Raw genomic sequence first — 21,994 nt, 5'->3', positions numbered from 1 at the left:
GCAGTGAAAAGAGGGTCTTCGCATGAAACGCGTAATCGGGCTGATGAGCGGCACGTCCCTGGACGGGATCGATGCCGTCCTGATCGAGACCGACGGGATGGCGGAAATCCGTTTCGGGCCGGGCGAGACGGTCGCCTATACGGCGCAAGACCGCGCCGTGCTGCAAGCTGCGGTCGAAGCGGCCCTGGACTGGGGGTTTTCCGGTGAGGCGCCGGACTTTTCCGCCGCCGAAGCCGTGCTGACCGCCCGTCATGCCGAACTCGTCACCAAATTGCTCGACGCGACCGGCCTGTCGCCGGATCAGATCGACCTGGTCGGCTTTCATGGCCAGACGGTCCTCCACCGCGCCCCGACATCGGTCCGGGAGGGCCGGACCTGCCAGATCGGGGATGGCCAGGCCCTGGCCGATGCGACCGGGATTCCGGTGATCTCTGACTTCCGCAGCGAGGATGTGTCCAAGGGCGGGCAGGGCGCTCCGCTAGCGACGCTCTATCATGCCGCACTCGCCGCCCGCGAAAGCCTGATCGGTCCCCTGGCCGTGTTGAACCTGGGTGGGGTTGCGAATGTGACCTGGTTGTCCGGTGATGCCGACCCGATCGCTTTTGATACCGGTCCGGCCAATGGATTGATCGACGCCTGGTGCGAAATCCATACCGGCCAATCCTATGATGAAGGCGGCAAGCTGGCTGCGGCGGGCACGGTGTCGCCGGATCATCTGCGACAACTTACCGACCATCCCTTCTTCCGCTTGGACCCGCCCAAATCCCTGGATCGCTGGGATTTCAGCCTCGATCCGGTCAAGGGGCTCAGCCCGGAAGACGGCGCGGCGACCCTGACCGCTTTCACCGCCGAGACGGTCTCCGATGCCATCTGGAAACTGGGCCATCCTGAACGGGTTCTGGTGACCGGTGGAGGCCGCCACAATCCCACCCTCATGGCCATGCTTCAGACCGCCATGGGCAAGCCCGTCGAACCGGTGGAAACCGTGGGTTGGCGCGGCGATCTCATCGAGGCGGAGGCCTTTGCCTGGCTGGCCGCCCGGGTGGAGCAGGGCCTGCCGACCAGCCTGCCCTCCACCACCGGTGTCAGCGCGCCCGTCAGTGGCGGACGCCGGGCCGATCCGAAGGTTCCCGCCTGATGGCGCCGACCTCGTCGAAACAGGGTCCGGCCTTGCAGGTGCTGGGCGAGCGCCTTGCGGCCTGGCGCCGGGCTCGGGGCGTGCGACCGGAAGTCCTGGCCGCCCAAGCCGGTCTGTCACGTGTTGTTCTGCAACAGATCGAGACAGGCCGCGGCGGTTCTTTGGAAGATCTCCAGAAAATCCTGGAAGCCCTCGAACTGCCGGATCGCCTGGCGGAGCTCATCCCGGATCCGGCCGCGGCCCCTGTCAAACCCGTCCGGCGCAGCAAGCTGATGTCCGGCCCTGCCACGCATGCGCCGGGCTATGGCAAGTCGGGTGAGTGGACGCCGGGCGACTGACCGGCAAAGAAAAACCCCGGCCGCTTGGGCCGGGGTCCGGTTCCTTTGCGAGAACCGGTGTGGCTCAACGCTTGCCGGTGATCGTGCGCTCGGAGCGCTCCTTTTCCACCAGCGGCAGGCGTTCATCCAGATAGGACTGGATATGGCCTTCCAGCGTCTCCAGATGCTCGGAGAAGAGGTGGTTGGCGTCCGGCACGACTTCCGTCTTGATCTCGATCCCTTTCTGGACACGCACCTTGGACATGACGCGGTCGACATCGTCCGCCGGGACGATCTTGTCGGCGCTGCCATGCACGATGATGCCCGAAGCCGGGCAGGGGGCCAGGAAGGTGAAGTCATACATGTTGGTCGGCGGGGCAACAGAAATGAAGCCGGCGATTTCCGGACGGCGCATCAGGAGCTGCATGCCGATCCAGGCCCCGAAGGAGTGTCCGGCAACCCAGCAGAAGCGGGCGGCGGAGTTGTAGCCCTGCACCCAGTCCAGCACGGTGGCGGCATCCGCCAGTTCACCCTGGCCCTGGTCATAGCTGCCCTGGGAGCGGCCGACACCGCGGAAATTGAACCGCAGCGTGGCGAAACCGCGCTTGCGGAACACGTCATACATCATGTCGACGGTCGGGTTTTCCATATTGCCGCCACCCAGCGGGTGGGCATGGAGAATCAGCGCAATCGGGGCTGTTTCATCTTCGCTCGGGCTATAGCGTCCTTCGAGCCGGCCGGCCGGGCCGGGAATGATCACGTCGGGCATTCAAACTCGCCTTTTTACGGTCGTTCCGTCATTTCGCTGCGAATACAGGGCATCCGGGCCATTGCATTGGCGAAGGACCCGCCCCATATTCTTGACTGTTCCACTCGGATATTGGACGCAAGCGCCTCGAAAAGGCATGCCCCCGCTTCCGGAAAGGCGGGTCTTAGCATGATCGGCACGCGAGATGCGAGCGTTTAAGGAGGTATTCGCATGAAGCTGAGCACCAAAGGGCGCTACGCAGTGATGGCGATGGCCGATCTGGCCGATGCCTGTGATGATGGTCCCGTGACGCTGAGCGATATCGCGTCGCGGCAATCGATTTCCCTGTCCTATCTCGAACAGCTTTTCGCCAAGCTGCGCCGGGCGGACATCGTGTCCTCCATTCGCGGACCGGGCGGGGGCTATCAGCTCAGCCGGGCACCGGGCGAAATTCGTGTCTCCGACATCATTGTCGCCGTTGACGAGCCGCTGCGGGCCACGCGCTGTTCCCAGGCCAAGGGTTGTCTTGCCGATGGCCGCCGCTGCATCACCCATGATCTGTGGGATGAACTGGGCCGTCACATTTATCTCTTCCTCTCCTCCATCACGCTGGAAGACGTGCTGGAACGCCGGCTCCTGGGTGCCGCGACCGGTGCCCTGAACCGCAAGCCGGGCAGTGCCGGCGCGGAGACGCACGCAGCGGAATAGGACAGATGCGGATCTATCTGGATCATAACGCGACCACGGCGGTGCGACCGTCCGTGATCGAGCTGATGACCGAGGTCATGGGCGAAACCGGCAATCCGTCCTCCGTTCACGGGGACGGGCAGGCGGCGCAGCGCCGGGTGGAAACCGCGCGCCGCCGGGTCGGCAAGGCCCTGTGTGCGCGGCCTGAAGACGTGATCTTCACCGGTTGCGGCACCGAAGCGCTCAATCTCGCGCTGCATAGCGCCATCCAGGCCGGTCAGGCCGGCACGATCCTGCATTCCGCAATCGAGCATGAAGCCGTGGCGGCGACCGCAGCGGCCAGTGGCCTCCCCGTGATGGATATTCCGGTCACCGCCGACGGTGTCGCCGACATCAAGGCGCTGGAGGCCTTGCTGGATGGTTGGAATGGCGACACGCACGGACGTCCCGTCCTGGCGATGATGCTGGTCAATAACGAGATCGGCACCATCCAGCCTGTCGCCGAGGCGGTGCGCCTGGTGAAGGAGCATGACGGTCTGGCCATCGTCGATGCCATACAGGCCGCCGGAAAGATCCCGGTCGATTTCGCCGGGTTGGGCGCCGATTACATGGCGATCTCGGCCCACAAGTTTGGCGGTCCGCAGGGTGTGGGCGCCCTGATCGCGTCTTGCGACGCGCCGCTCGTGCGCCAACTGCATGGCGGCGGCCAGGAAAAGAACCGTCGCGCGGGCACGCTCAATGTCGCCGGCATTGCCGGACTGGGCCTGGCCCTGGAAGAGGCCGTCGCCTCTCTGGATGATTTCGCGGCCCTGGCGTCGCTGCGCGACCGGATGGAAGCCGGCCTGCTCGAAGCAGCGCCTGACCTGCACCTGATCGGCAAGGACGCTCCGCGCCTGCCCAATACGATCGGTCTGGCCTGTCCGGGCTGGAAGGGCGAGACCCAGGTCATGGCGCTGGATCTGGCGGGTTTCTCGATTTCCGCCGGTTCGGCCTGCTCCTCCGGCAAGGCCAACGGGTCGAAAATCGGCAATGCGGTCGGGCTCGAAAAGGATGCCTCCCAGGGCTTTGCACGTGTCAGCCTGGGTTGGAATTCGCAACCGGATGAGGCAGACGCCTTCGTAACGGCCTGGATCGAGGCCGTACGGCGCGCCCGGCCGGCCTCGAAAACTCAAACTCTCAAGGCGGTAAGCTGATGCCTGCGGTCAAGCAAACCATTGAAGACGTCAAGAATCTTGAGGCCGACAAGTACAAGTACGGCTTCACGACGAATATCGAACAGGATCTGGCTCCCAAGGGTCTGAACGCCGATACCGTGCGCTTCATTTCGGCCAAGAAGGGTGAGCCGGACTGGATGACGCAGTGGCGTCTGGAGGCGCTGGAACGCTTCTTCGCCATGGAGGAGCCCAACTGGGCGAAGGTCAATTATCCCAAGATCGATTTCCAGGACATCCACTATTACGCCGAGCCCAAGGCCGGCGCGAAGTATGACTCGATCGATGATGTCCCCGAGGAAATCCTCGCCGACTTCGCCAAGCTGGGCATTCCGCTCAAGGAGCAGGAAGTCCTGCTGGGCGTGAAGGGGTCGGAAAACCGCGTTGCCGTCGATGCCGTCTTCGACAGTGTCTCCGTGGCGACCACCTTCAAGAAGGAACTGGCCAAAGCCGGCGTCATCTTCTGCTCCATCTCCGAAGCCCTGCGCGATCATCCGGAACTGGTGAAGAAATATCTCGGCTCGGTGGTTCCGGCCTCGGACAATTATTTCGCCACGCTCAACACGGCGGTCTTTTCCGACGGTTCCTTCGTCTATGTCCCGCCGGGCGTGCGCTGCCCGATGGAGCTCTCCACCTATTTCCGCATGAATGCCGAAGGCACGGGCCAGTTCGAGCGCACCCTGATCATCGCCGACAAGGGCGCCTACGTCTCCTATCTGGAAGGCTGCACCGCGCCCATGCGCGACGAGAACCAGCTCCACGCTGCCGTTGTGGAACTGGTCGCGCTGGATGATGCCGAGATCAAGTATTCCACCGTCCAGAACTGGTGGCCCGGCGACGAGAACGGCAAGGGCGGCGTCTACAATTTCGTGACCAAGCGTGGCGATTGCCGGGGCAAGAATTCCAAGATTTCCTGGACCCAGGTCGAGACCGGCTCCGCCATCACCTGGAAATACCCATCCTGCGTCCTGCGCGGCGAGAATTCGCGCGGCGAGTTCTACTCCATCGCGGTGACCAATGGCCGTCAGCAGGCCGATACCGGCACCAAGATGATCCATCTGGGCAAGGGCTCGACCAGCCGCATCATCTCCAAGGGCATTTCAGCCGGCCGTTCCGACCAGACCTATCGCGGCCTGGTCTCGATCCACGCAAAGGCCGAGGGCTCGCGCAATTTCACCCAGTGTGACAGCCTGCTGATTGGCGATCAGTGCGGTGCCCACACCGTGCCCTATATCGAGTGCAAAACGCCCAAATCCGTCCTCGAACACGAGGCGACCACAACGCGCCTCTCCGAAGACCAGCTCTTCTACGCCCGCCAGCGCGGCCTCAGCGAGGAGGCGGCCACGGCACTTCTGGTCAATGGTTTCGTGCGGGATGTCCTGCAGGAACTCCCGATGGAATTTGCCGTGGAAGCCCAGACCCTGCTGAAGGTGAGCCTTGAGGGGAGTGTGGGATAATGCTGGCCCTATTCGCCACTGCGACGCTCGTCAGCTTGATGCAGTCAAACACGCCGCACGGCTGGGTTCCGTGCGATGACCCGATCACGACGGCCTGTGTCCGCACAGACGACGCCGGGAATTGGGTGCGCTTCGATGAAGGGGCGAACGAGATCACCATGACCGTACTCGATGCGAGTTCGGGCGAGGCGCGGCAGAATTTTTCGACCGAGCGCTGGCAGAATCGGTTCCAGCCGGAGTTTCGTGACATCAATCAGGATGGCTTAGCGGAGCTTGTGGTGCCGACCGATGCGGGCGCGGCGAACCTGACCTGGAGCATCTGGCAGTGGACCGAGGAAAGGTATGCGCTGGCCGGTAATGTGTCCGGCCTGGGATTGGAATACGACGCGGAGACGGATTTGATCGCTGCAACGGCCCGCTTTGGTCAAGCCTCGGCCATACAACAGACTTACCGACTGCAGCCGTCGGGTCTGGTGCCGGTCTATGACTTGGTGTCCGAATTGTCCGACGGGTCTTGCGAGCTGACGCCGGGTGCCGGATTTGCTGACTCCGGATTGGACGCCGAAGCGCTCGTAACGCAGTGCGAGACGGAGTTGAAAGCGCCATGACACGCCCTCCGGTCACGCATATCGATGATCTTCCGATGGTAGAGATGAGCCACGGCGAGACCTTTGCCGCGAAGATCGCCCGTCTCGGGCCGGTCACGGGCATGCGCGATCTGGGCTGCATGCTGACCGTGGTTCCGCCGGGCAAAAAGGCCTTTCCGCGCCATAACCACCACAATATCGAGGAAGCCTTCGTCATTTTGGAAGGCGAGGGCGAGTACCGCTTCGGTGACACGATCCATCCCGTGCGCGCCGGTCATGTCCTGTCGGCGCCGATCGGTGGACCGGAGACCGCGCACCAGCTGGTCAATACCGGCTCGACCGATCTGAAATACCTGGCCTTCTCGACCATGCCCGCCGTCGACATCGTGGAATATCCCGACAGCGGCAAGATCGGCGCGATCCGCTGGTCCGACCCGGATGCCGACGAGCCGAATTTCCGTTATCGCGCCTATCTCGGCGAGCCGGTGGACTATTGGGAAGGGGAAGTCTGATGCGTACCCTGATCCTGGCGCCACTCGCGGCGCTTGGCCTCTCAGGCTGTGTCCTCGTCGCCGACAGTGCCGATGTCCGTATCGACCGCGATGCACCGCCGCTCGAGACCTACCGTGTGGACGGACTGCCGGACTGGGCACCGTTCTCTTCCGTGGCGAGGGCGGGCGATCTGCTCTTTGTCTCCGGTCATCTCGGCCGTTACCCGGGCACTGAAGACCTGGTGCCGGGCGGTGCCGGACCTCAGACGACGCAGACCATGGCCAATATCGAGACCTCGCTCGGCTTGGTGGGCGCGACGCTGGACGATCTGGCTTCCTGCACCATTTATCTCGCCGACATGGCCGATTATCCGGCGATGAATGAGGCCTATGCCGCAGCCCTGGGCGATCACCGTCCGGCACGGGCGACGGCCGGCGTTGCGGCCCTGGCGCTGGGCGCCGCCGTTGAAATCGAATGTGTGGCCTATGCGCCGCTGAACCCGAACTGACAGGTCGATCGACATGCTGAACATCGAAAACCTCCACTGCCAGGTCGAGACCCAGGACGGCGAGGAAAAGCCGATCCTGAAAGGCCTCTCGCTCGACGTGCCGGCCGGGGAAGTCCACGCCATCATGGGCCCCAACGGGTCCGGCAAGTCGACCCTGTCCTATGTACTGACAGGCCGGGACGGCTATGAGGTGACGGGCGGTTCCATGACGTTCGAGGGTGAGGATTTGTCCGAGCTGGAACCGGAAGAGCGCGCCGCGCTCGGTCTCTACCTGTCCTTCCAGTATCCGGTCGAAATCCCGGGTGTGCCAACGATCACCTTTCTCAAGGAAGCCCTCAACGCCCAGCGCACGGCGCGCGGCGAGGATGAAGTCTCGGCCCCGGAATTCATGAAGCTGATCCGCGAGAAGGCCAAACAGCTCGGCGTCTCAATGGACATGCTGAAACGTCCGGTGAATGTCGGCTTCTCCGGCGGTGAGAAGAAGCGGATGGAAATCCTCCAGGCTCTGGTCCTGGAACCGAAATTCATGATCCTGGACGAGACTGACAGTGGTCTCGACATTGATGCGCTCAAGACCGTGTCGGATGGCGTCAACGCCCTGCGGGCGCCGGAACGCGGCATGCTGGTCATCACCCACTATCAGCGCCTGCTCGACCACATCACGCCGGACGTCGTCCACATCATGGCCAATGGCAAGATCGTCAAATCCGGCGGTCCCGAGCTCGCCAAGGAGCTGGAAGCCGAAGGCTATGACAAATATCTGGGCGAGGCCGCCTGATCCATGACGGCCACACTCACCCATACCCCGGCCGAACTGGCCCTGATCGACGCGCTCGACGGCGCGACGGGCTGGCAGGCCCAACTGCGCGAGGCGACCCGCCGCGACGGCCTGCCGACGCGCCGTCACGAGCTTTGGAAATGGTCGGATCTGCGCCGGGCCGCTAATGATGTGACCGCGCCGGGCCGGATGACGGTCACCGGTCTCGAAACGCCGGTCACCGATGGGGCTCACATTGAGCTGGGCGTGACGGCCTCGACTGGCGCCAGCGCGGCCGATGCGTCCCTTGTCATTCCGGCCGGCGCCTCCGTGACCCTGGTCGAGCGCTACAGCGCAGAAGCCGCGGCGCTGGGCAATTGGCACCTCGCCATCACGCTGGAAGAGAATGCGCGTCTCGACCGCATCATCATCGCTCCGGACGAAGCCGCGGGCGTTTTCATCTCCTCGGCAGAGATCACCCTGGCCCAAGGCGCGCACCTGCATCAGCGCTCGCTGGATTTCGGTGGCCGTCTGTCCCGGATCGAGACCCATGTCACGCATCCGGGTGAGGGGGCTTTGGTCGATCTGGGCGGCGTCTATCTGCTCGATAGCGACCGCCATGCCGACACGACAACCGTGGTCCATCACACCGGCCCCGGCGGTGTCACCCAACAGCTCGTCAAGGGGGCTGCGGCGGCCAAGGGGCATGGCGTCTTCCAGGGCAAGTTCATTGTTGACCGGGCCGCCCAGCAGACCGATGCGCGCATGACGCACCGGGCCATGATGCTGGATGACCGTGCCGAGATCGATGCCAAGCCCGAGCTGGAAATCTATGCCGATGATGTCCAGTGCGCCCACGGTAATGCGCTCGGTGCGCTCGACGAGACCGCGCTCTTCTACATGCGCCAGCGCGGCATTCCCGCGCCGCGCGCCCGGGCGCTGCTGATTGAGAGCTTCCTCGCCGAGCCGCTGGATGCCATCGCGGACGAGACGCTTCGCGAAGATCTGAAAGCGCAATTGCGCACCCGTCTGGAGGCCCTGTCATGACCGCACAGTCGAGCATATCCCCGGCGCTGAATGTCGAGGCCATTCGCGCTGAATTCCCGATCCTGCAGCGCGAGATCAATGGCAATCCGCTCGTCTATCTGGACAATGCCGCCTCGGCGCAGAAGCCGGAATTCGTGATCGAGAGTGTCGCCGGTGTCTATCGCGCCTCCTACGCCAATGTGCATCGCGGCCTCCACACGCTCGCCAATGAGACGACGGAAGAGTTCGAGAAGTCGCGCGAGGATGTCCGGCGTTTCCTCAATGCCGGCTCCACCGAAGAGATCGTTTTCACGCGCGGCTCGACCGAGGCGATTAACCTTGTTGCCCACTCTTTCTGCCAAATGTGCGAGCCGGGTGACGAGATCGTCCTCTCCCAGATGGAGCACCACTCCAATATCGTTCCCTGGCGTTTGGCCAGTGAGGGCAGGGGGTTAGCCATCAAATGGGTGCGGGTCACCGAGCGGGGTGAGCTGGACTATGAACACTTGGCAGAGTTGGTTAATGAGCGCACCCGCCTGATCGCCATAACCCACATGTCCAACGTGCTTGGCACGGTGAATAATGTGACGCGGATCAAGCAGATTGCCGATGATCGCAACATCGCGCTTCTGCTCGATGGCTCCCAGTCGGCCGTCCACCTGCCGGTCGATGTCCAGGCGCTTGATTGCGACTTCTTCGTCTTCACCGGTCACAAGCTCTATGGCCCGTCCGGCATCGGCGCGCTCTACGCCAAGCGCGACTGGCTGGAGCGTCTGCCTCCCTATATGGGCGGTGGCGAGATGATCGCCGATGTCTATGAGACCCACGTCACCTGGGCCGATCTGCCGCACAAGTTCGAGGCCGGCACGCCGGCGATTGCCGATGCGATCGGCCTGGGTGCCGCCATCCGCTGGATGGAGCGTCATGATCGTGCTGCCGTGATGGCGCATGAGCGCGCCCTGATGGACCGGGCCATGGCCGGCTTGGCCGATATCGAGGGTCTGCGGGTGATCGGCACGGCGCAGGACAAGGGCGCCATCATTTCCTTCACCCTGGACGGCGCGCATCCGCACGACCTGGCCCAGCTGCTCGACAAGTATGGCGTGGCCGTGCGGGCCGGCCATCATTGCGCCCAGCCCCTGATGCGGGCCATGGGCGTATCGGCGACGGCGCGGGCAAGTTTCGCCATCTACAACACTCCTGAAGAGGCCGATGCGTTTGTCGACGCATTGAAAAAGGCCGCAAGCTTTCTCATCTAGGCTGTGACATGACCGAGAATACCCAACGCGACATGATCGACCTGTCCGCTTCGGCCAAGGTCCCGGCCCAGTCGGCTCCGTCCGCCGCGCCGAAAACGCCGGACGAGGTGGCGCATGCCGTCTCGCCGGCACCGAGCGCGATTCCGGAGCAGGAACTGGCGCGCATCACCGACGATGTCGTTGAGGCCTTGAAGACCGTCTACGACCCGGAAATCCCGGTCGACATCTACGAGCTGGGCCTGATCTACAAGGTCGATCTGGAAGATGACCGGACCTTGAAGGTGGAAATGTCCTTGACGGCCCCTGGATGCCCCGTGGCGGGCGAAATGCCCGGCTGGGTGCAGGAGGCTGTCGAGAAGGTCGATGGTGTCGAGCGGGCGCTGGTGGAGCTCACCTTCGAGCCGCCCTGGACGCCCGACCGCATGTCTGATGAAGCGCGTCTTGCGCTGAACATGTTCTAGGAGGGCCGCATGGCCGTACGTGAACGTCCCAAGGCTGTGACCCTGACCGAGGCGGCTGCCGATCGCGTGAAGTCGATCATGGCCCAGCGCGGTACCGGATTCCTGCGCGTCGGCGTCAAGAATGGCGGCTGCGCGGGCATGGAATACGAGATGGACTATGTCGAGGCGCCGGAGGCGCTCGATGAGCGCGTCGAGGATAAGGGCGTGGAGATCGTTCTGGAATCCAAGGCGCTTCTCTTCCTGCTCGGAACCCAGATCGACTATGAAGTCACGCCGCTTCATGCCAAATTCGTGTTTAACAACCCCAACCAGACCGATGCCTGCGGTTGCGGGGAAAGCGTGACGATTATTCCTGTCAAAGAGGCCTGATCGCTCGTGGGGCGACAGGACCGGTAGCCGGAGCCGTCCCATGAAGCTGATCATTTCCACCACCTCGCCCTATTCGCGCAAATGCCGCGTCATGGTGCGTGAAATGGGGCTGACCGGCCGGATCGAGGAAGTCGAAGCCCATCCCTTCGATGATGACCCGGACCTGTTGCGGGCCAATCCGCTGGGCCGGGTGCCCTGTCTTCAGATGGATGATGGCCAGGCGCTGACCGAAAGCGCCCTGATCGCCGATTATATCGCCGAACAGGCGGGTGATCCCTGGCCGCGGGACTGGACGGACCGCCGCCTTGAAGCGCTCGGCAATGGCCTTCTGGATCTGACCGTCATGCGCCGGGTCGAAATGGTCCGCGATGAGGGCCAGCGTTCCGATTTCTGGATCGGTCGCCGGGAGCGCGGCATCCTGCGGGCGCTGGACGAGCTGGAAACCGTGGTCGCGGATCTGGAGAACCCGATGGCGCAGGGGCCGCTGACCATGGCGGTGGCGCTCGCCTATCTGGATTTCCGATATCCAGAGAGCGATTGGCGCGGTGGACGTCCCAATTTGCAGGCCCTCAAGGAAGCCTGGGCCGGGCGGGACAGTTTCAAGGACACACAGCCACCCGCCGACGGGTAACAAAAAAGCCGCCCGGAAGGGGCGGCTTTTTCGTCATGTCGCTGATGATCAGGCTCAGGCCGCGTTGCGCGCACCGGCTTCCAGATCATTCGAGGTCCGGTTCCGGCCCTCGGTCTTGGACCGGTAGAGATTGGCGTCGGAGCGCTCGATCAATTCCTCGATCGATTCCCCGTCACGATAGCAGGCCACACCCAGTGAGATCGTGATATTGCCCAGATCCTCATTGGTGGATTTGCGCAGCAGCTTCTTGGATTCGACCGTCTTGCGGATCTTTTCAGCGATTTCGCTGGCGGCCACCGCATCCGTGTTGGGCATGACAATGCCGAATTCCTCGCCGCCATAGCGGGCGACGACATGGCTGTCCTTGGAGTGACGCGTCAGACACCCGGCCACGAAGCGGATGATCTGGTCACCGGTCTGGTGGCCCCAAGTGTCGTTGAACCGCTTGAAGAAGTCGATATCGCACAGGATCAGGCTGAGCGGCTTCTTGGTCTCGTCAGCGTCCCGGCGTGCCCGGCGCAGCGTCTCGTCGAACCGCTTGCGGTTGGCGATGCCGGTGAGGGCGTCCGTCATGGCTTCCTGGCGGACCCGTTCGAGGTGATCACGCAATTGCGTCACTTCGTTGGAGGTCGCCTGGAGCTTGTCTTCCAGAGCCTGGCTGCGCGCCTGCATCCGGGCCGTGGCGGAGACCAGGGATTCCACCAGGCGGCGCATGCCGGCTTCGTCCGGGCTGTCGCTCAGCTCGCCGGCAGCCCCTTGCAGGGCCTTGCCATAGGCGGCGGTATCGCGCTCGGCGTCCTGCAACTGCTGCTGCACGACCCCGAGTTCGCGGCACATCGCGCCACCGCTTTCCAGGATCGCATCCTGGATGGCTTTCCACTGGAAATACTGTTCGAACAGGTCAGCATTGACCTGGTCATTGAAATCCTTGGAGGTCTCGATGTGATCTCGCAGGGTTTCGCACAATTCCGGATTGGTATCGCTGGCGAAGCAGATCCAGACTGCGTAATTTTCAGGCGTCGGCGGGACCCCGAACTGTTCCATGAGCTCCAGCGCCTTTTGCGCGAACTCACGTCCTTCCTTCCCAAGCAGTCGACCGTTCACGAGCTTTTCCTTGCTTTCTGCCAGGCGCTTCTGCGTCTGTGTTAGGCCGGACCTTAGGCAAGAAAGGAAAAGAAGTCGTAAAAATGACCCGTTTGTCCGGAGAAAAACGGGTCAGGCGTGTGGAAAAGGCGCGCTGAGTCAGTCACATCGACTCAGCGATCTGCCTCAGGACATGAAGTCCGGGACATGGTCGCCGAAGCCGACCACAGGGCGATCCTGCGAGTCCGACCTTCGGTTGCGGCTCTTGTCCTTGCGCGCCGGGCGGGCGGGCTTCTCAGCCTTCTCGGCCGGTTGGCGGGCTGGCGGCGTTTCGGACGCGGTATCGTCCTTTTCGACCGGCGCACTGTCGGCTTGCGGTTTGTCGCTCTTGGCCGCGCGCGACTTGCTGCGGCCTCCGCCGGATGAGCGGCGCGATTTCGGCTTGTCCTCAGACGCAGCCTCGTCGGACTTGGCCTTCGCGGCCGGTGCTGCGGTCTGGCCGTCCAGCTCAAGGATTTCAATGTCCTGCTGGATGAGCTTCAGCACGGCGGCGAGGGATTTGGAATCCGCCGACGTGGAAATCGTGACGCTCTCACCGGTATTGCCGGCCCGGCCGGTACGGCCGATGCGGTGGACATAATCGTCCGCATGATGCGGGACGTCATAGTTGAAGACGTGACTGACATTGGGAATGTCCAGTCCACGGGCGGCCACATCACTGGCCACCAGGAAGCGCAGCTCGCCGGACTTGAAATCGGCTAGGGTCTGCGTGCGCGAGGACTGGTCCAGATCGCCATGGATCGGCGCGGCGGAGAAGCCGTGGCGCTGCAGCGAGCGGGCAACAATATCCACATCGCGCTTGCGGTTGGCGAAGATGATGCCGTTCTTCACACCGTCGCGGTTCATGGCGGCGCGCAGAGCGGCGCGCTTGTCCTTGGCGACACTGGAGCCGAGCTTCACCAGGTATTGCTTGATATTGACGCTGGTCGTGGCCGGGCGGGAAACTTCCACGCGTTCCGGGTCATTCAGGAAACGGTCGACCAGGCTCTGGATTTCCTTCGGCATGGTGGCCGAGAAGAACAGGACTTGCCGGCGCGGCGGCACCATTTTGAAAATGCGTTCCAGATCCGGGATGAAGCCCATGTCCAGCATGCGGTCGGCTTCGTCGACGACGAGGAATTGCACGCCGCTCATCAACAGCTTGCCGCGCTCGAAATGGTCGAGCAGGCGGCCCGGCGTCGCGATCAGGACATCGGCGCCCTTGTTCAGGATCTCTTCCTGCGGCTTGAAGGCCACGCCGCCGATCAGCAGCGCCATGGAGAGTTTCTGACCCTTGGAATAGGTCTCGAAATTCTCCGCGACCTGAGCCGCGAGTTCGCGAGTCGGGGCGATGATCAGGGAGCGCGGCATGCGGGCCTTGGCGCGGCCGCGCGACAGGCGCTCGATCAGGGGAAGGGTGAAGGAGGCGGTCTTTCCGGTGCCGGTCTGGGCGATGCCCAAGACATCCTTGCCAGCCAGGGCAGGCGGGATGGCGCCTGCCTGGATTGGGGTCGGCTCGGTATAACCAGCCGTTTCAATGGCTTCGAGGAGTTTGGAACTAAGTCCGAGTTCGGCGAACGTCATGGCGCCCTTTGCATAAGCGGAACGAAAGCGGCCGCGCCGTTGGGGCGCGGCCGCTGGTGTGGCGCAAAATACGGTCCCGGTGCGTTGTGTCAACGCAACAGGGCTGAAACCCTAGTCTCTATAGGCGAATGGGGTGTCATCCGTGATATTGATGTAACGGTCCCGCAGCTGGGTCTGCCGCGATTCCATCTCGGTGGGTTCGCCATCGATGAGCACCGCCGTCGGCGCACTCATCACTTCCAGCGGATCACCGTCCCAGACCACGACATCACCGGCATAACCCGGCGCCAGGGCGCCATAGCGGTCACCGACGCCGAAAATCTCGGCCGGGGTGAGCGTGATGGCACGGAAAGCCGCATCCCAGGCGACGCCATTGGCCACGGCATTGCCGGCATTCTGCGGCAGGAGGCGGGCATTGAAATACCCGTCTGCCGTCAGCGTGGCATAGGCCACGGTGACACCGGCTTCATCCAGATGCGCGGCGTTCTGCAGGCTCGCTCCGAGGGAATCGAAGTTGAACGGCAGATCGTGCAGCGGGTCGATGATGACCGGAATGCCCGAGGCGGCCAGCTCGTCCGCCACCATCCAGGCTTCCGTCGCCCCGACCAGGATCAGGCGAACCGGCGCATTCTCTTCCTGGAAACGGATGGCCCGGCGGATGTCGGCGGCGCGGTTGATCTGCACGACCAGCGGCACCCGGCCGCGGGCGACCGGCAGCAGGGCCGCCGCGTCATAGCGGTTCAGGGCATCGCCTTCATGATCCCCGGCAAACCGGCCCGGATAGCCCCGGGCATCGGCCAGGGCCGCGGCCAGATAGGCCCAGGCCGCCGGACGCGAACCGCCGGCCCGGCTGGCACCGGACTGGGACAGGTCGACGAAGACGAAACTGCCGCTTTCGAAGACCGAATCGGCCTCGCCACTGGTCGATACCAGACCGCCCTGGCCCCCGAAGATATTGTGGCCGGTGCCCGGATAGATCGCGGCACGGGTGACGCCTTCCATCCGGTGGGTCGGGATATAGGTGCCGTTCGGGTTGAACCCGTCGGTCACATCCAGGGCCACCGAGAAGGGCGACTCGCTGGCGGCCTGGTCATTCGTGCTGTCCTCCAGCGCGACCTCGATCAGGCCGAGCTGGGAGTAGGGCGCGAACACGCCGGGCGTGACCCAGCCACCCTCGGCATCGATCACCGTGGCCTCGGCCGGAACCTCGATGCCGGCGCCCACGGCGACAATATCGCCGTCACGCACCAGCACCGTGGCGCTCTCCAGAATGCCGCTGTCGGTATTGGTCACGACCTGGCCATTGGTGATGGCATAGGTCTGTGCCAGCGCCGGGGCGGCGAGGGTGAGCGTCGCTGCAAAAGCTGAGATGAGCTGTTTCATTACTGCTCTCCTTCGCCGGGTTGGCCGAGCATGAAGTCACGCACGGGCTGCATGTCGGCATCCGAACGGTCATAGCTCAGGGCACCGTCGATCCAGACCTGGTCGGCCCGGGTATAGGTGGAATAGGGATTGCCGGACCACAGGACGACATCGGCGCGATAGCCTTCCTGCAGCGAGCCGGTCTCGTCGCCGATACCCAGCGCATTGGCCGGATTGGACGACAGCCAGGCCCAGGCTTCCGCCTCGGAAATATCGAGGCCGGCGCGACGGCCATCGGCCAGCGCCTTGGCGACTTCCTGGTTGAGCCGCTGGATGCCGTTGTCGTCATCGGAGTGGATCATGGCGCAGGCACCATTGGCGTGCGTCATGGCCAGGTTCTCGCGGATGCTGTCATAGGCTTCCATCTTGAACCCGCCCCAATCAGCCCAGACGGCGGCGCAGATGTCGTTCTCTGCCAGCAGGTCCGGGATCTTGTAGGCTTCCACACCGTGGTGGAAGGTCGTCACCTGGTAGCCGAACTCGTGAGACATATCGATGATCTGGGCCATCTGGTCAGCGCGATAGCAGTGCATCTGCACCAGGATCTCGCCTTCCAGAACCCCCATCAGCGTGTCCAGTTCCAGGTCCTGGGTCGGCGGGCTGACCTCTTCACCGGCTTCCGCCGCTTCCCAGTATTCCTCCCAACTGTCGCGGTAATCGGAGGCCCGGATCCAGGCGTCACGATAGCCGGCGACATTGCCCATATCGGTGGCCGGCGAGCGTCCGCGCGAGCCGTAGACGCGCGACGGGTTTTCGCCGCAGGCCATTTTCAGCGTGTAGGGCGCATCGGGGAATTTCATGTCCTGGACCGTCCGGCCGGAGACATTGCGCAATGTCACGCCGCGACCGCCGAACAGGTTCGCCGAGCCGGGCAGGACGTGCAGCGTGGTGACGCCGCCCGCCAGGGCATGTTCGAAACCCGGGTCCTGGGGCCAGACCGAGTGCTCGGCCCAGACTTCCGCTGTCACCGGCTGGGTGGCTTCATTGCCGTCGCTGTGAGCGTGCACGCCCGGCGAGGGATAGACGCCCAGATGGGAGTGGATATCGATGACACCCGGCGTGACATAGCGGCCGGCGGCGTCGATCACGGTCGCGCCTTCCGGGGCTTCCAGACCGGTGCCGATCGCGGCGATGCGGCCGTTCTCGATCAGCACATCGCCATTCTCGATCTGGCCACCAATCCCGTCGAGCACCGTGCCGCCACGGATCAGCGTCGTGCCGCTGGGCTGGGGCTCATAGGTGGACGGATACGGATCCAGATTGATGCGGACGATCTCGTCATCGCCGCTACTGGAGCTGCCTGAGTCGGACGGAGTATTCCCGCCGCCGCAGGCAGCCAGGGCAAACGCGGCGGAAAGCGCCACGGCCGCAGGCAGGCTTGCAGTCAATTTCATCGTAATTATCCCCATTTGGGCCTGCCCCTTCTCCTGGCAGGCGAGGTGGCCCGATTGAACGCGCTTCGGGCGCGAGCGTCAAATGAAGCCCGGGCCCGAAGCGACGAAAATCAGTCCCGGTAGTCGCCGCGGGCGCGGTCGACCAGATTTCCGAAGAAGATGGCATTCATGAACATCTTCTCGGTTCCGCGGAAAGTGGCGCGGAAATTCGGATTGTCGGCGAACAGCACGACCGTGCCGGCGCCCAGGCGCTGGGCGATCACGGCCGGGGTTCCGGCGATCTCGTCCTGGCGGCGTTGCGAGGCATAACCCGACAGAAGCGGCGCATCGGTGTATTCCACCACCACCGCGAAGGGATCACTGTCCGGACGCGCCAGACGCAGCGTCGTGTTGCGGTGAAGCGTGATGGACCGGTCCTGATAACCGAAGCCGATCGGATGTGACGGGTCCATGTCGCCGGCGAACAGGGCGCCGCCGATCACATGCTCCGCTTCCGAGACCGACATGTCCGCATAATTGCGGCGGGCGAGCGGTTCTTCGCTGGCTTCGTCCTCCGGCAGGTCCAGGCCGAGGAAGGCTTCCTGGGCCATGGCCGCGGCCTGACGGGTCGCGATGATCGTGCCGCCTTCCTCGCGCACCCATTGGGCAATGCGGGTCTGGGCAGCGTCTGACAGGGTGGTATTTCGACCGCCGACGATGATCAGATGGGTGTAACGCGACCAGTCCAGACCGCCGATTTCGTCCTTGCGGCGCAGGGTGACCGGGATGTGCATGCGATGGTCCAGCTGGTGCCAGACTTCACCCGCATCATAGAGGGCCAGCCCGTCATCAAACAGGACCAGGACTTCCGGGCGTTGCACCGCTCGGAAACTGCCATCGCCGATATCGGGTGTGCCGTCGGCGGTGGAACCCGACGTCACGGGCCAGACCGCAACGCCGTCCTCGGTGGCCGCTTCGGACACCAGGGCATGGATGGTGTCCCGGTCGGCATCCTGGCCGACCAGCGGTACAAAGACCGCGCCCGGGCCGAAGGCGACATTGCCTTCACTCGTGGAGATCTCCACCGGCTCCGTGGCGACACGAACCCGCAGATCCGCGTCCAGCAGGCGGTAGAGCGCGCGCGGCGCGTAATAGTCCGACCAGCGCAGGACATAGCCGTAGGAAGACATGTCCGGGGCGTCCAGACCGATCGGTTGCGGCGTCACCACATCGCCCAGCAGGCCGGCATTGTAGCGATTGCCCAGGGCGGCATAGTCCAGATCATAGGCCAAAGGCAGGGTCCAGCCGGACACGTCGTAGAAAATGTTCTCCTCGAACTCGGTGACGCGGTCGAACAGGGAGCGGATCATCGTGTATTGCGGCTGGTTCAGTGCCACCACGAAGGCTTCGCCCGGCTGATAGTCGATCCCGTCGACACTGACCTCGCGGGCCAGGGCGTTCACGGTGATGTCGTGCCGGTCCAGCAGGTCGATGAAGAATTGTGTGCGCACCGGATCCCCGGGCGCTGTGAAGACATAGGCGCGGTCCGAATCCGAGCGGGCGGACTGAACGGCATCGCGGAAGAAATCGCGCTGATAGGCGGCGATCTCGTCACGCTGGGCGAGGGCGCCGGACACGGTGGTCAGCGAGGTGCGGAAATGGGTGCGTACATTGTCGCCATGGCTGACCAGGCCGCGTTCGGCCTCGATCAGACCGCCGCGGGCGGCGCCGACTTCGAACAGGATGCCCAGTGAGCCATTGACCTGCGGATAGGTGGAGCCCTTGCCGACATAGAAATTGTCGAAACCCTCCTCGGACGTGTAGAGGCGGGCCTCGCTGTCCAGGAAGTTGATGTGGTGCTGGGCGATGCCCAGGGTCAGGTCGCGCGCCTGTTCCGGGATCAGCGGATTGCGGCGCAGCGGTTCACCCGGGTGGAAATAGAAGGTGCTTTCCGTGCCCATTTCGTGGAAATCGGCGGAGACCATCGGCTTCCAGCGATGCCATTGCGTCAGCCAGGCCTGGCTTTCCGGCTGGGTTTGAAGCAGCCATTGCCGGTTCAGGTCGAACCAGTAGTGATTGACCCGGGCCGTGGTCCACAGATTGTGCTGTTCATGATCCGGATCCGTGGTCGGCACGGTGGAGGAAAAGGTCTCCACATGATTGATCCGGCGCGAATGTCCGTCCGGATTGAACACCGCCGTGATCAGGATCACCGCTTCGCGCAGATCCGCTTCCACTTCCAGGCCTTCGGCCGCAGCGTAGTGGTAAAGCGTGGGGATGGCGGCATCCATGCCCGCCGATTCTGCGCCGTGGACGCCATAATTCAGCCAGACCACGGCCGGGCCATCGCTGGCGGGCGCGCCCGGCTCCAGAGACGCCAGATGGGCGTCGCGGATCTCGTCGATACGGGCCTGGTTGTCCGGCGAGGTGACGACGAAGAACAGGATCGGCCGGCCCTCATGGGAATAGCCGATCGTCTCGACGCTGATGCGGTCGGAAATCTCTGCCAGTTCGCGCAGATAGGCGACCATCAGGTCATGACGCACCGGCCGGTCGCCCACACCAAAGCCGAGAAATTCTTCCGGCGTCGGGATGCTCTCATCATAGGGCACCCCGTCGACCTGATAGAATTCAATCGGTTCCGCTTGCGAGGCCGGCGTGACTGCCGTCAGGGCCATCGCTGCGGCGGCACCCGCCATTGACCAGAATCGCATCATCTCATCCCTCCCGGATATCCTCGGCAGGGAAGCTAGCCTTCCGCGGGAGGAAGGCCAATGGTGATGACAGATGTTGTCCGGAAAGACCGTTAGAGATCCAGTTCGTCGGCGACGAAGCTGGCATTCTCCTGGATGAACTGGAAACGCGCTTCCGGCTTCTTGCCCATCAGGGTTTCCACCAGTTTCTCCAGGCTCGGCAGCTCGTTCTCGTCGATCACCACGCGCGCCAGGGTCCGCTTGTCCGGATCCATCGTGGTCTCCTTGAGCTGACTGGGCGTCATCTCGCCGAGGCCCTTGAACCGGCCGATCTCCACCTTGGCATTGGCCTTGAACTCATCGGCCAGGATCTGGTCGCGATGGGCATCGTCCCGGGCATAGAGCGTGCGGCTGCCCTGGCTCAGCCGGTAGAGCGGCGGTTGCGCCAGGAAAAGCCGGCCCGAATGGATCAGTTCGGGCATGGAACGGTAGAAGAAGGTGATCAGAAGGGCGGCAATATGGGCGCCGTCGACATCGGCGTCGGTCATGATGACGATGCGCTCATAGCGCAGATCGTCCAGCTTGAACCGCGTTCCTGTCTGGCAGCCCAGCGCCTGCAGGAGATCGGAGATTTCCTGGTTGGCGGCGATCTTGTCGGCGGTGGCCGAGGCGACGTTCAGGATCTTGCCGCGCAGCGGCAGGATGGCCTGGGTCTGGCGCGAGCGGGCCTGTTTGGCAGAACCGCCGGCCGAGTCGCCCTCCACGATGAAGAGTTCGGTCCCGTCCGCGTCCGAGCGCGAACAGTCGGCCAGCTTGCCGGGCAGGCGCAGGCGGCGCGAAGCCGTCTGGCGTTTGACATTCTTTTCCTTGCGGCGGCGCATCCGGTCATCGGCGCGCTCGATCGCGAATTCGACCAGTTTGGCCGCTTCCTTCGGGGACCCGGCCAGCCAGTGGTCGAACCGGTCGCGGACGGCGGTTTCCACCAGTTTGGCGGCTTCCGGCGTCGCCAGGCGTTCCTTGGTCTGGCCCTGGAATTCGGGATCGCCGATGAAGACCGAGACCAGGCAACCGGCTCCGCCCAGAACATCATCCGGCGTGATATTGGCGGCCTTCTTGGCGTGGGTGTGCTCGGCATGCGCGCGCAGACCTTTGGTCAGTGCGGCGCGCAGGCCCTGTTCATGCGTCCCGCCCTGCGGCGTGGGCACGGTGTTACAGAAGGACTGGCAGAAACCGTCGGCTTCGCTGCCGAACCCGTTGCCGGACCAGGTGACCGCCCATTCCACCCCGCCGGTCCCGTCATCGCGCTCGACCTGGCCGGAGAAGGTCTCCGCCGTGATCAGGGCGCTCTTGGTGGTCAGCTCGGTCATGCGGTCGGCCAGACCGCCCGGGAAACACAGGATTTCCTCGTGCGGAATGTCCAGGCCTTCCACGAGGCTTTCCGGACAGCGCCACTGGATCTTCACGCCGGGGCGCAGATAGGCCTTGTCCTTGGCCATGGCATAGATGCGGGCCGGTTTGACGCGCATCTTGTCGCCGAAGATTTCCGCATCCGGCTTGAACCGGATCCGCGTGCCACGGCGATTGGGGGCGGGGCCGACCTTTTCCAGCTTGCCCATGGGCAGGCCGCGCGAGAAGGACTGTTTCCACAGCGTCTTTTCCCGGGCCACTTCCACTTCGAGCAGTTCGGACAGGGCGTTCACGACGGACACGCCGACCCCGTGCAGGCCGCCGGAGGTCTTGTAGGCACTGTCGGAGAACTTGCCGCCGGCGTGGAGCACGGTCAGCACCACTTCCAGGGCCGATTTGTCGGGGTATTTCGGGTGCGGGTCGACCGGGATGCCGCGGCCATTATCCGTCACCGTGATGAAGCCGTCCTCGTCGACGGCGACCTCGATCCGGTCGGCCCAGCCGGCAACGGCCTCGTCCATCGAGTTGTCGAGAATTTCCGCGAACAAGTGGTGGAAGGCGCGCTCATCCGTGCCGCCGATATACATGCCGGGGCGGCGGCGCACGGCCTCCAGACCTTCAAGGACTTCGATATGGGCGGCGGAATAGCCCGGCGCCGGCGCTTTGGCCGGTGTCGGGGCGGGGGCGCCACCAAACAGGTCGGTTTCAGAATTCTGCGAAGACATGCGCCTAACATGCACGAGTC

The 21,994-nt window shown here is 63.8% G+C and carries 21 protein-coding genes; 14 read left to right on the top strand and 7 right to left on the bottom strand.

Annotated elements, in window-relative coordinates; all coding sequences use genetic code 11:
• Positions 1-22: 22 nt before the first annotated feature.
• Both FCS99_RS02405 and FCS99_RS02400 read left to right on the top strand, forming a co-directional pair.
• Entirely contained in the window at positions 23-1,138 is a 1,116-nt protein-coding gene (locus FCS99_RS02405) for an anhydro-N-acetylmuramic acid kinase (protein ID WP_138510155.1), read from the top strand.
• Entirely contained in the window at positions 1,138-1,476 is a 339-nt protein-coding gene (locus FCS99_RS02400; RefSeq protein WP_138510153.1) for a helix-turn-helix domain-containing protein, read from the top strand. The genes FCS99_RS02405 and FCS99_RS02400 overlap by 1 nt, the downstream gene beginning before the upstream one ends.
• A 64-nt stretch (positions 1,477-1,540) precedes the next feature.
• On the opposite strand, the gene FCS99_RS02395 is transcribed toward FCS99_RS02400, so the two are convergent.
• Entirely contained in the window at positions 1,541-2,224 is a 684-nt protein-coding gene (locus tag FCS99_RS02395) for an alpha/beta hydrolase (protein WP_138510151.1), read from the bottom strand.
• A gap of 210 nt (positions 2,225-2,434) precedes the next feature.
• On the opposite strand from FCS99_RS02395, the gene FCS99_RS02390 reads away from it, so the two are divergent.
• Genes FCS99_RS02390 through FCS99_RS02335 form a run of 12 tightly spaced genes read left to right on the top strand, consistent with a single transcriptional unit; the run spans position 2,435 to position 11,648 of the window.
• Positions 2,435-2,911, top strand: a complete 477-nt coding sequence (locus tag FCS99_RS02390; protein ID WP_138510149.1) for an Rrf2 family transcriptional regulator — start codon at positions 2,435-2,437, stop codon at positions 2,909-2,911.
• Positions 2,912-2,916: 5 nt separating this feature from the next.
• A complete protein-coding gene (locus FCS99_RS02385; protein ID WP_138510147.1) occupies positions 2,917-4,083 on the top strand; it encodes a cysteine desulfurase family protein in 1,167 nt (388 codons plus the stop codon).
• The gene (gene sufB, locus FCS99_RS02380; protein WP_138510146.1) at positions 4,083-5,558 is read left to right on the top strand and encodes a Fe-S cluster assembly protein SufB; all 1,476 of its coding nucleotides are present in this window, start codon (positions 4,083-4,085) and stop codon (positions 5,556-5,558) included. The genes FCS99_RS02385 and sufB overlap by 1 nt, the downstream gene beginning before the upstream one ends.
• Positions 5,558-6,166 carry a hypothetical protein gene (locus tag FCS99_RS02375; RefSeq protein ID WP_138510145.1) on the top strand — a complete coding sequence of 203 codons (609 nt, stop codon included), beginning with the start codon at positions 5,558-5,560 and terminating at the stop codon, positions 6,164-6,166. Before sufB ends, FCS99_RS02375 begins: the two co-directional genes overlap by 1 nt.
• The gene (locus tag FCS99_RS02370; RefSeq protein WP_138510144.1) at positions 6,163-6,657 is read left to right on the top strand and encodes a cupin domain-containing protein; all 495 of its coding nucleotides are present in this window, start codon (positions 6,163-6,165) and stop codon (positions 6,655-6,657) included. The genes FCS99_RS02375 and FCS99_RS02370 overlap by 4 nt, the downstream gene beginning before the upstream one ends.
• On the top strand, positions 6,657-7,145 hold the full coding sequence (locus FCS99_RS02365; protein WP_138510143.1) for a RidA family protein: 489 nt from the start codon (positions 6,657-6,659) through the stop codon (positions 7,143-7,145). The genes FCS99_RS02370 and FCS99_RS02365 overlap by 1 nt, the downstream gene beginning before the upstream one ends.
• Positions 7,146-7,158: 13 nt before the next feature.
• Complete coding sequence (gene sufC, locus FCS99_RS02360; RefSeq protein ID WP_138510142.1) at positions 7,159-7,923, top strand: Fe-S cluster assembly ATPase SufC; 765 nt, start codon at positions 7,159-7,161, stop codon at positions 7,921-7,923.
• Between the two features lie 3 nt (positions 7,924-7,926).
• Positions 7,927-8,949, top strand: a complete 1,023-nt coding sequence (gene sufD, locus FCS99_RS02355) for a Fe-S cluster assembly protein SufD (protein ID WP_138510141.1) — start codon at positions 7,927-7,929, stop codon at positions 8,947-8,949.
• A complete protein-coding gene (locus FCS99_RS02350; protein ID WP_138510140.1) occupies positions 8,946-10,187 on the top strand; it encodes a cysteine desulfurase in 1,242 nt (413 codons plus the stop codon). The genes sufD and FCS99_RS02350 overlap by 4 nt, the downstream gene beginning before the upstream one ends.
• 8 nt (positions 10,188-10,195) lie before the next feature.
• Entirely contained in the window at positions 10,196-10,648 is a 453-nt protein-coding gene (locus tag FCS99_RS02345) for an SUF system Fe-S cluster assembly protein (RefSeq protein WP_138510139.1), read from the top strand.
• A gap of 9 nt (positions 10,649-10,657) precedes the next feature.
• Positions 10,658-11,017 carry a HesB/IscA family protein gene (locus FCS99_RS02340; protein WP_138510138.1) on the top strand — a complete coding sequence of 120 codons (360 nt, stop codon included), beginning with the start codon at positions 10,658-10,660 and terminating at the stop codon, positions 11,015-11,017.
• A 40-nt stretch (positions 11,018-11,057) separates the two neighbouring features.
• Positions 11,058-11,648: a glutathione S-transferase N-terminal domain-containing protein gene (locus FCS99_RS02335; protein WP_138510136.1), complete on the top strand. Its 591-nt coding sequence runs from the start codon at positions 11,058-11,060 to the stop codon at positions 11,646-11,648.
• A 54-nt stretch (positions 11,649-11,702) separates the two neighbouring features.
• Here FCS99_RS02335 and FCS99_RS02330 read toward each other — a convergent pair whose 3' ends face one another.
• From FCS99_RS02330 to parE, 6 genes are all read right to left on the bottom strand, one after another.
• A complete protein-coding gene (locus FCS99_RS02330; RefSeq protein ID WP_138510134.1) occupies positions 11,703-12,752 on the bottom strand; it encodes a GGDEF domain-containing protein in 1,050 nt (349 codons plus the stop codon).
• Between the two features lie 165 nt (positions 12,753-12,917).
• Complete coding sequence (locus tag FCS99_RS02325; RefSeq protein WP_138510132.1) at positions 12,918-14,354, bottom strand: DEAD/DEAH box helicase; 1,437 nt, start codon at positions 14,352-14,354, stop codon at positions 12,918-12,920.
• 111 nt (positions 14,355-14,465) lie between these two features.
• Positions 14,466-15,737: an amidohydrolase family protein gene (locus tag FCS99_RS02320; RefSeq protein ID WP_138510130.1), complete on the bottom strand. Its 1,272-nt coding sequence runs from the start codon at positions 15,735-15,737 to the stop codon at positions 14,466-14,468.
• Positions 15,737-17,170 carry an amidohydrolase gene (locus tag FCS99_RS02315; RefSeq protein WP_138510127.1) on the bottom strand — a complete coding sequence of 478 codons (1,434 nt, stop codon included), beginning with the start codon at positions 17,168-17,170 and terminating at the stop codon, positions 15,737-15,739. The genes FCS99_RS02320 and FCS99_RS02315 overlap by 1 nt, the downstream gene beginning before the upstream one ends.
• Positions 17,171-17,280: 110 nt before the next feature.
• Positions 17,281-19,866, bottom strand: a complete 2,586-nt coding sequence (locus FCS99_RS02310) for a M14 family zinc carboxypeptidase (RefSeq protein WP_138510125.1) — start codon at positions 19,864-19,866, stop codon at positions 17,281-17,283.
• 89 nt (positions 19,867-19,955) lie between these two features.
• A complete protein-coding gene (parE, locus tag FCS99_RS02305) occupies positions 19,956-21,974 on the bottom strand; it encodes a DNA topoisomerase IV subunit B (protein WP_138510123.1) in 2,019 nt (672 codons plus the stop codon).
• Positions 21,975-21,994 lie beyond the last annotated feature (20 nt).

This window comes from Maricaulis alexandrii, from assembly GCF_005871165.1.
In the GTDB taxonomy this organism is placed as follows: Bacteria; Pseudomonadota; Alphaproteobacteria; order Caulobacterales; family Maricaulaceae; genus Maricaulis; species Maricaulis alexandrii.
Note: the sequence above shows the minus strand (reverse complement) of the source record. Positions and strands in the feature narration are given on the sequence as shown.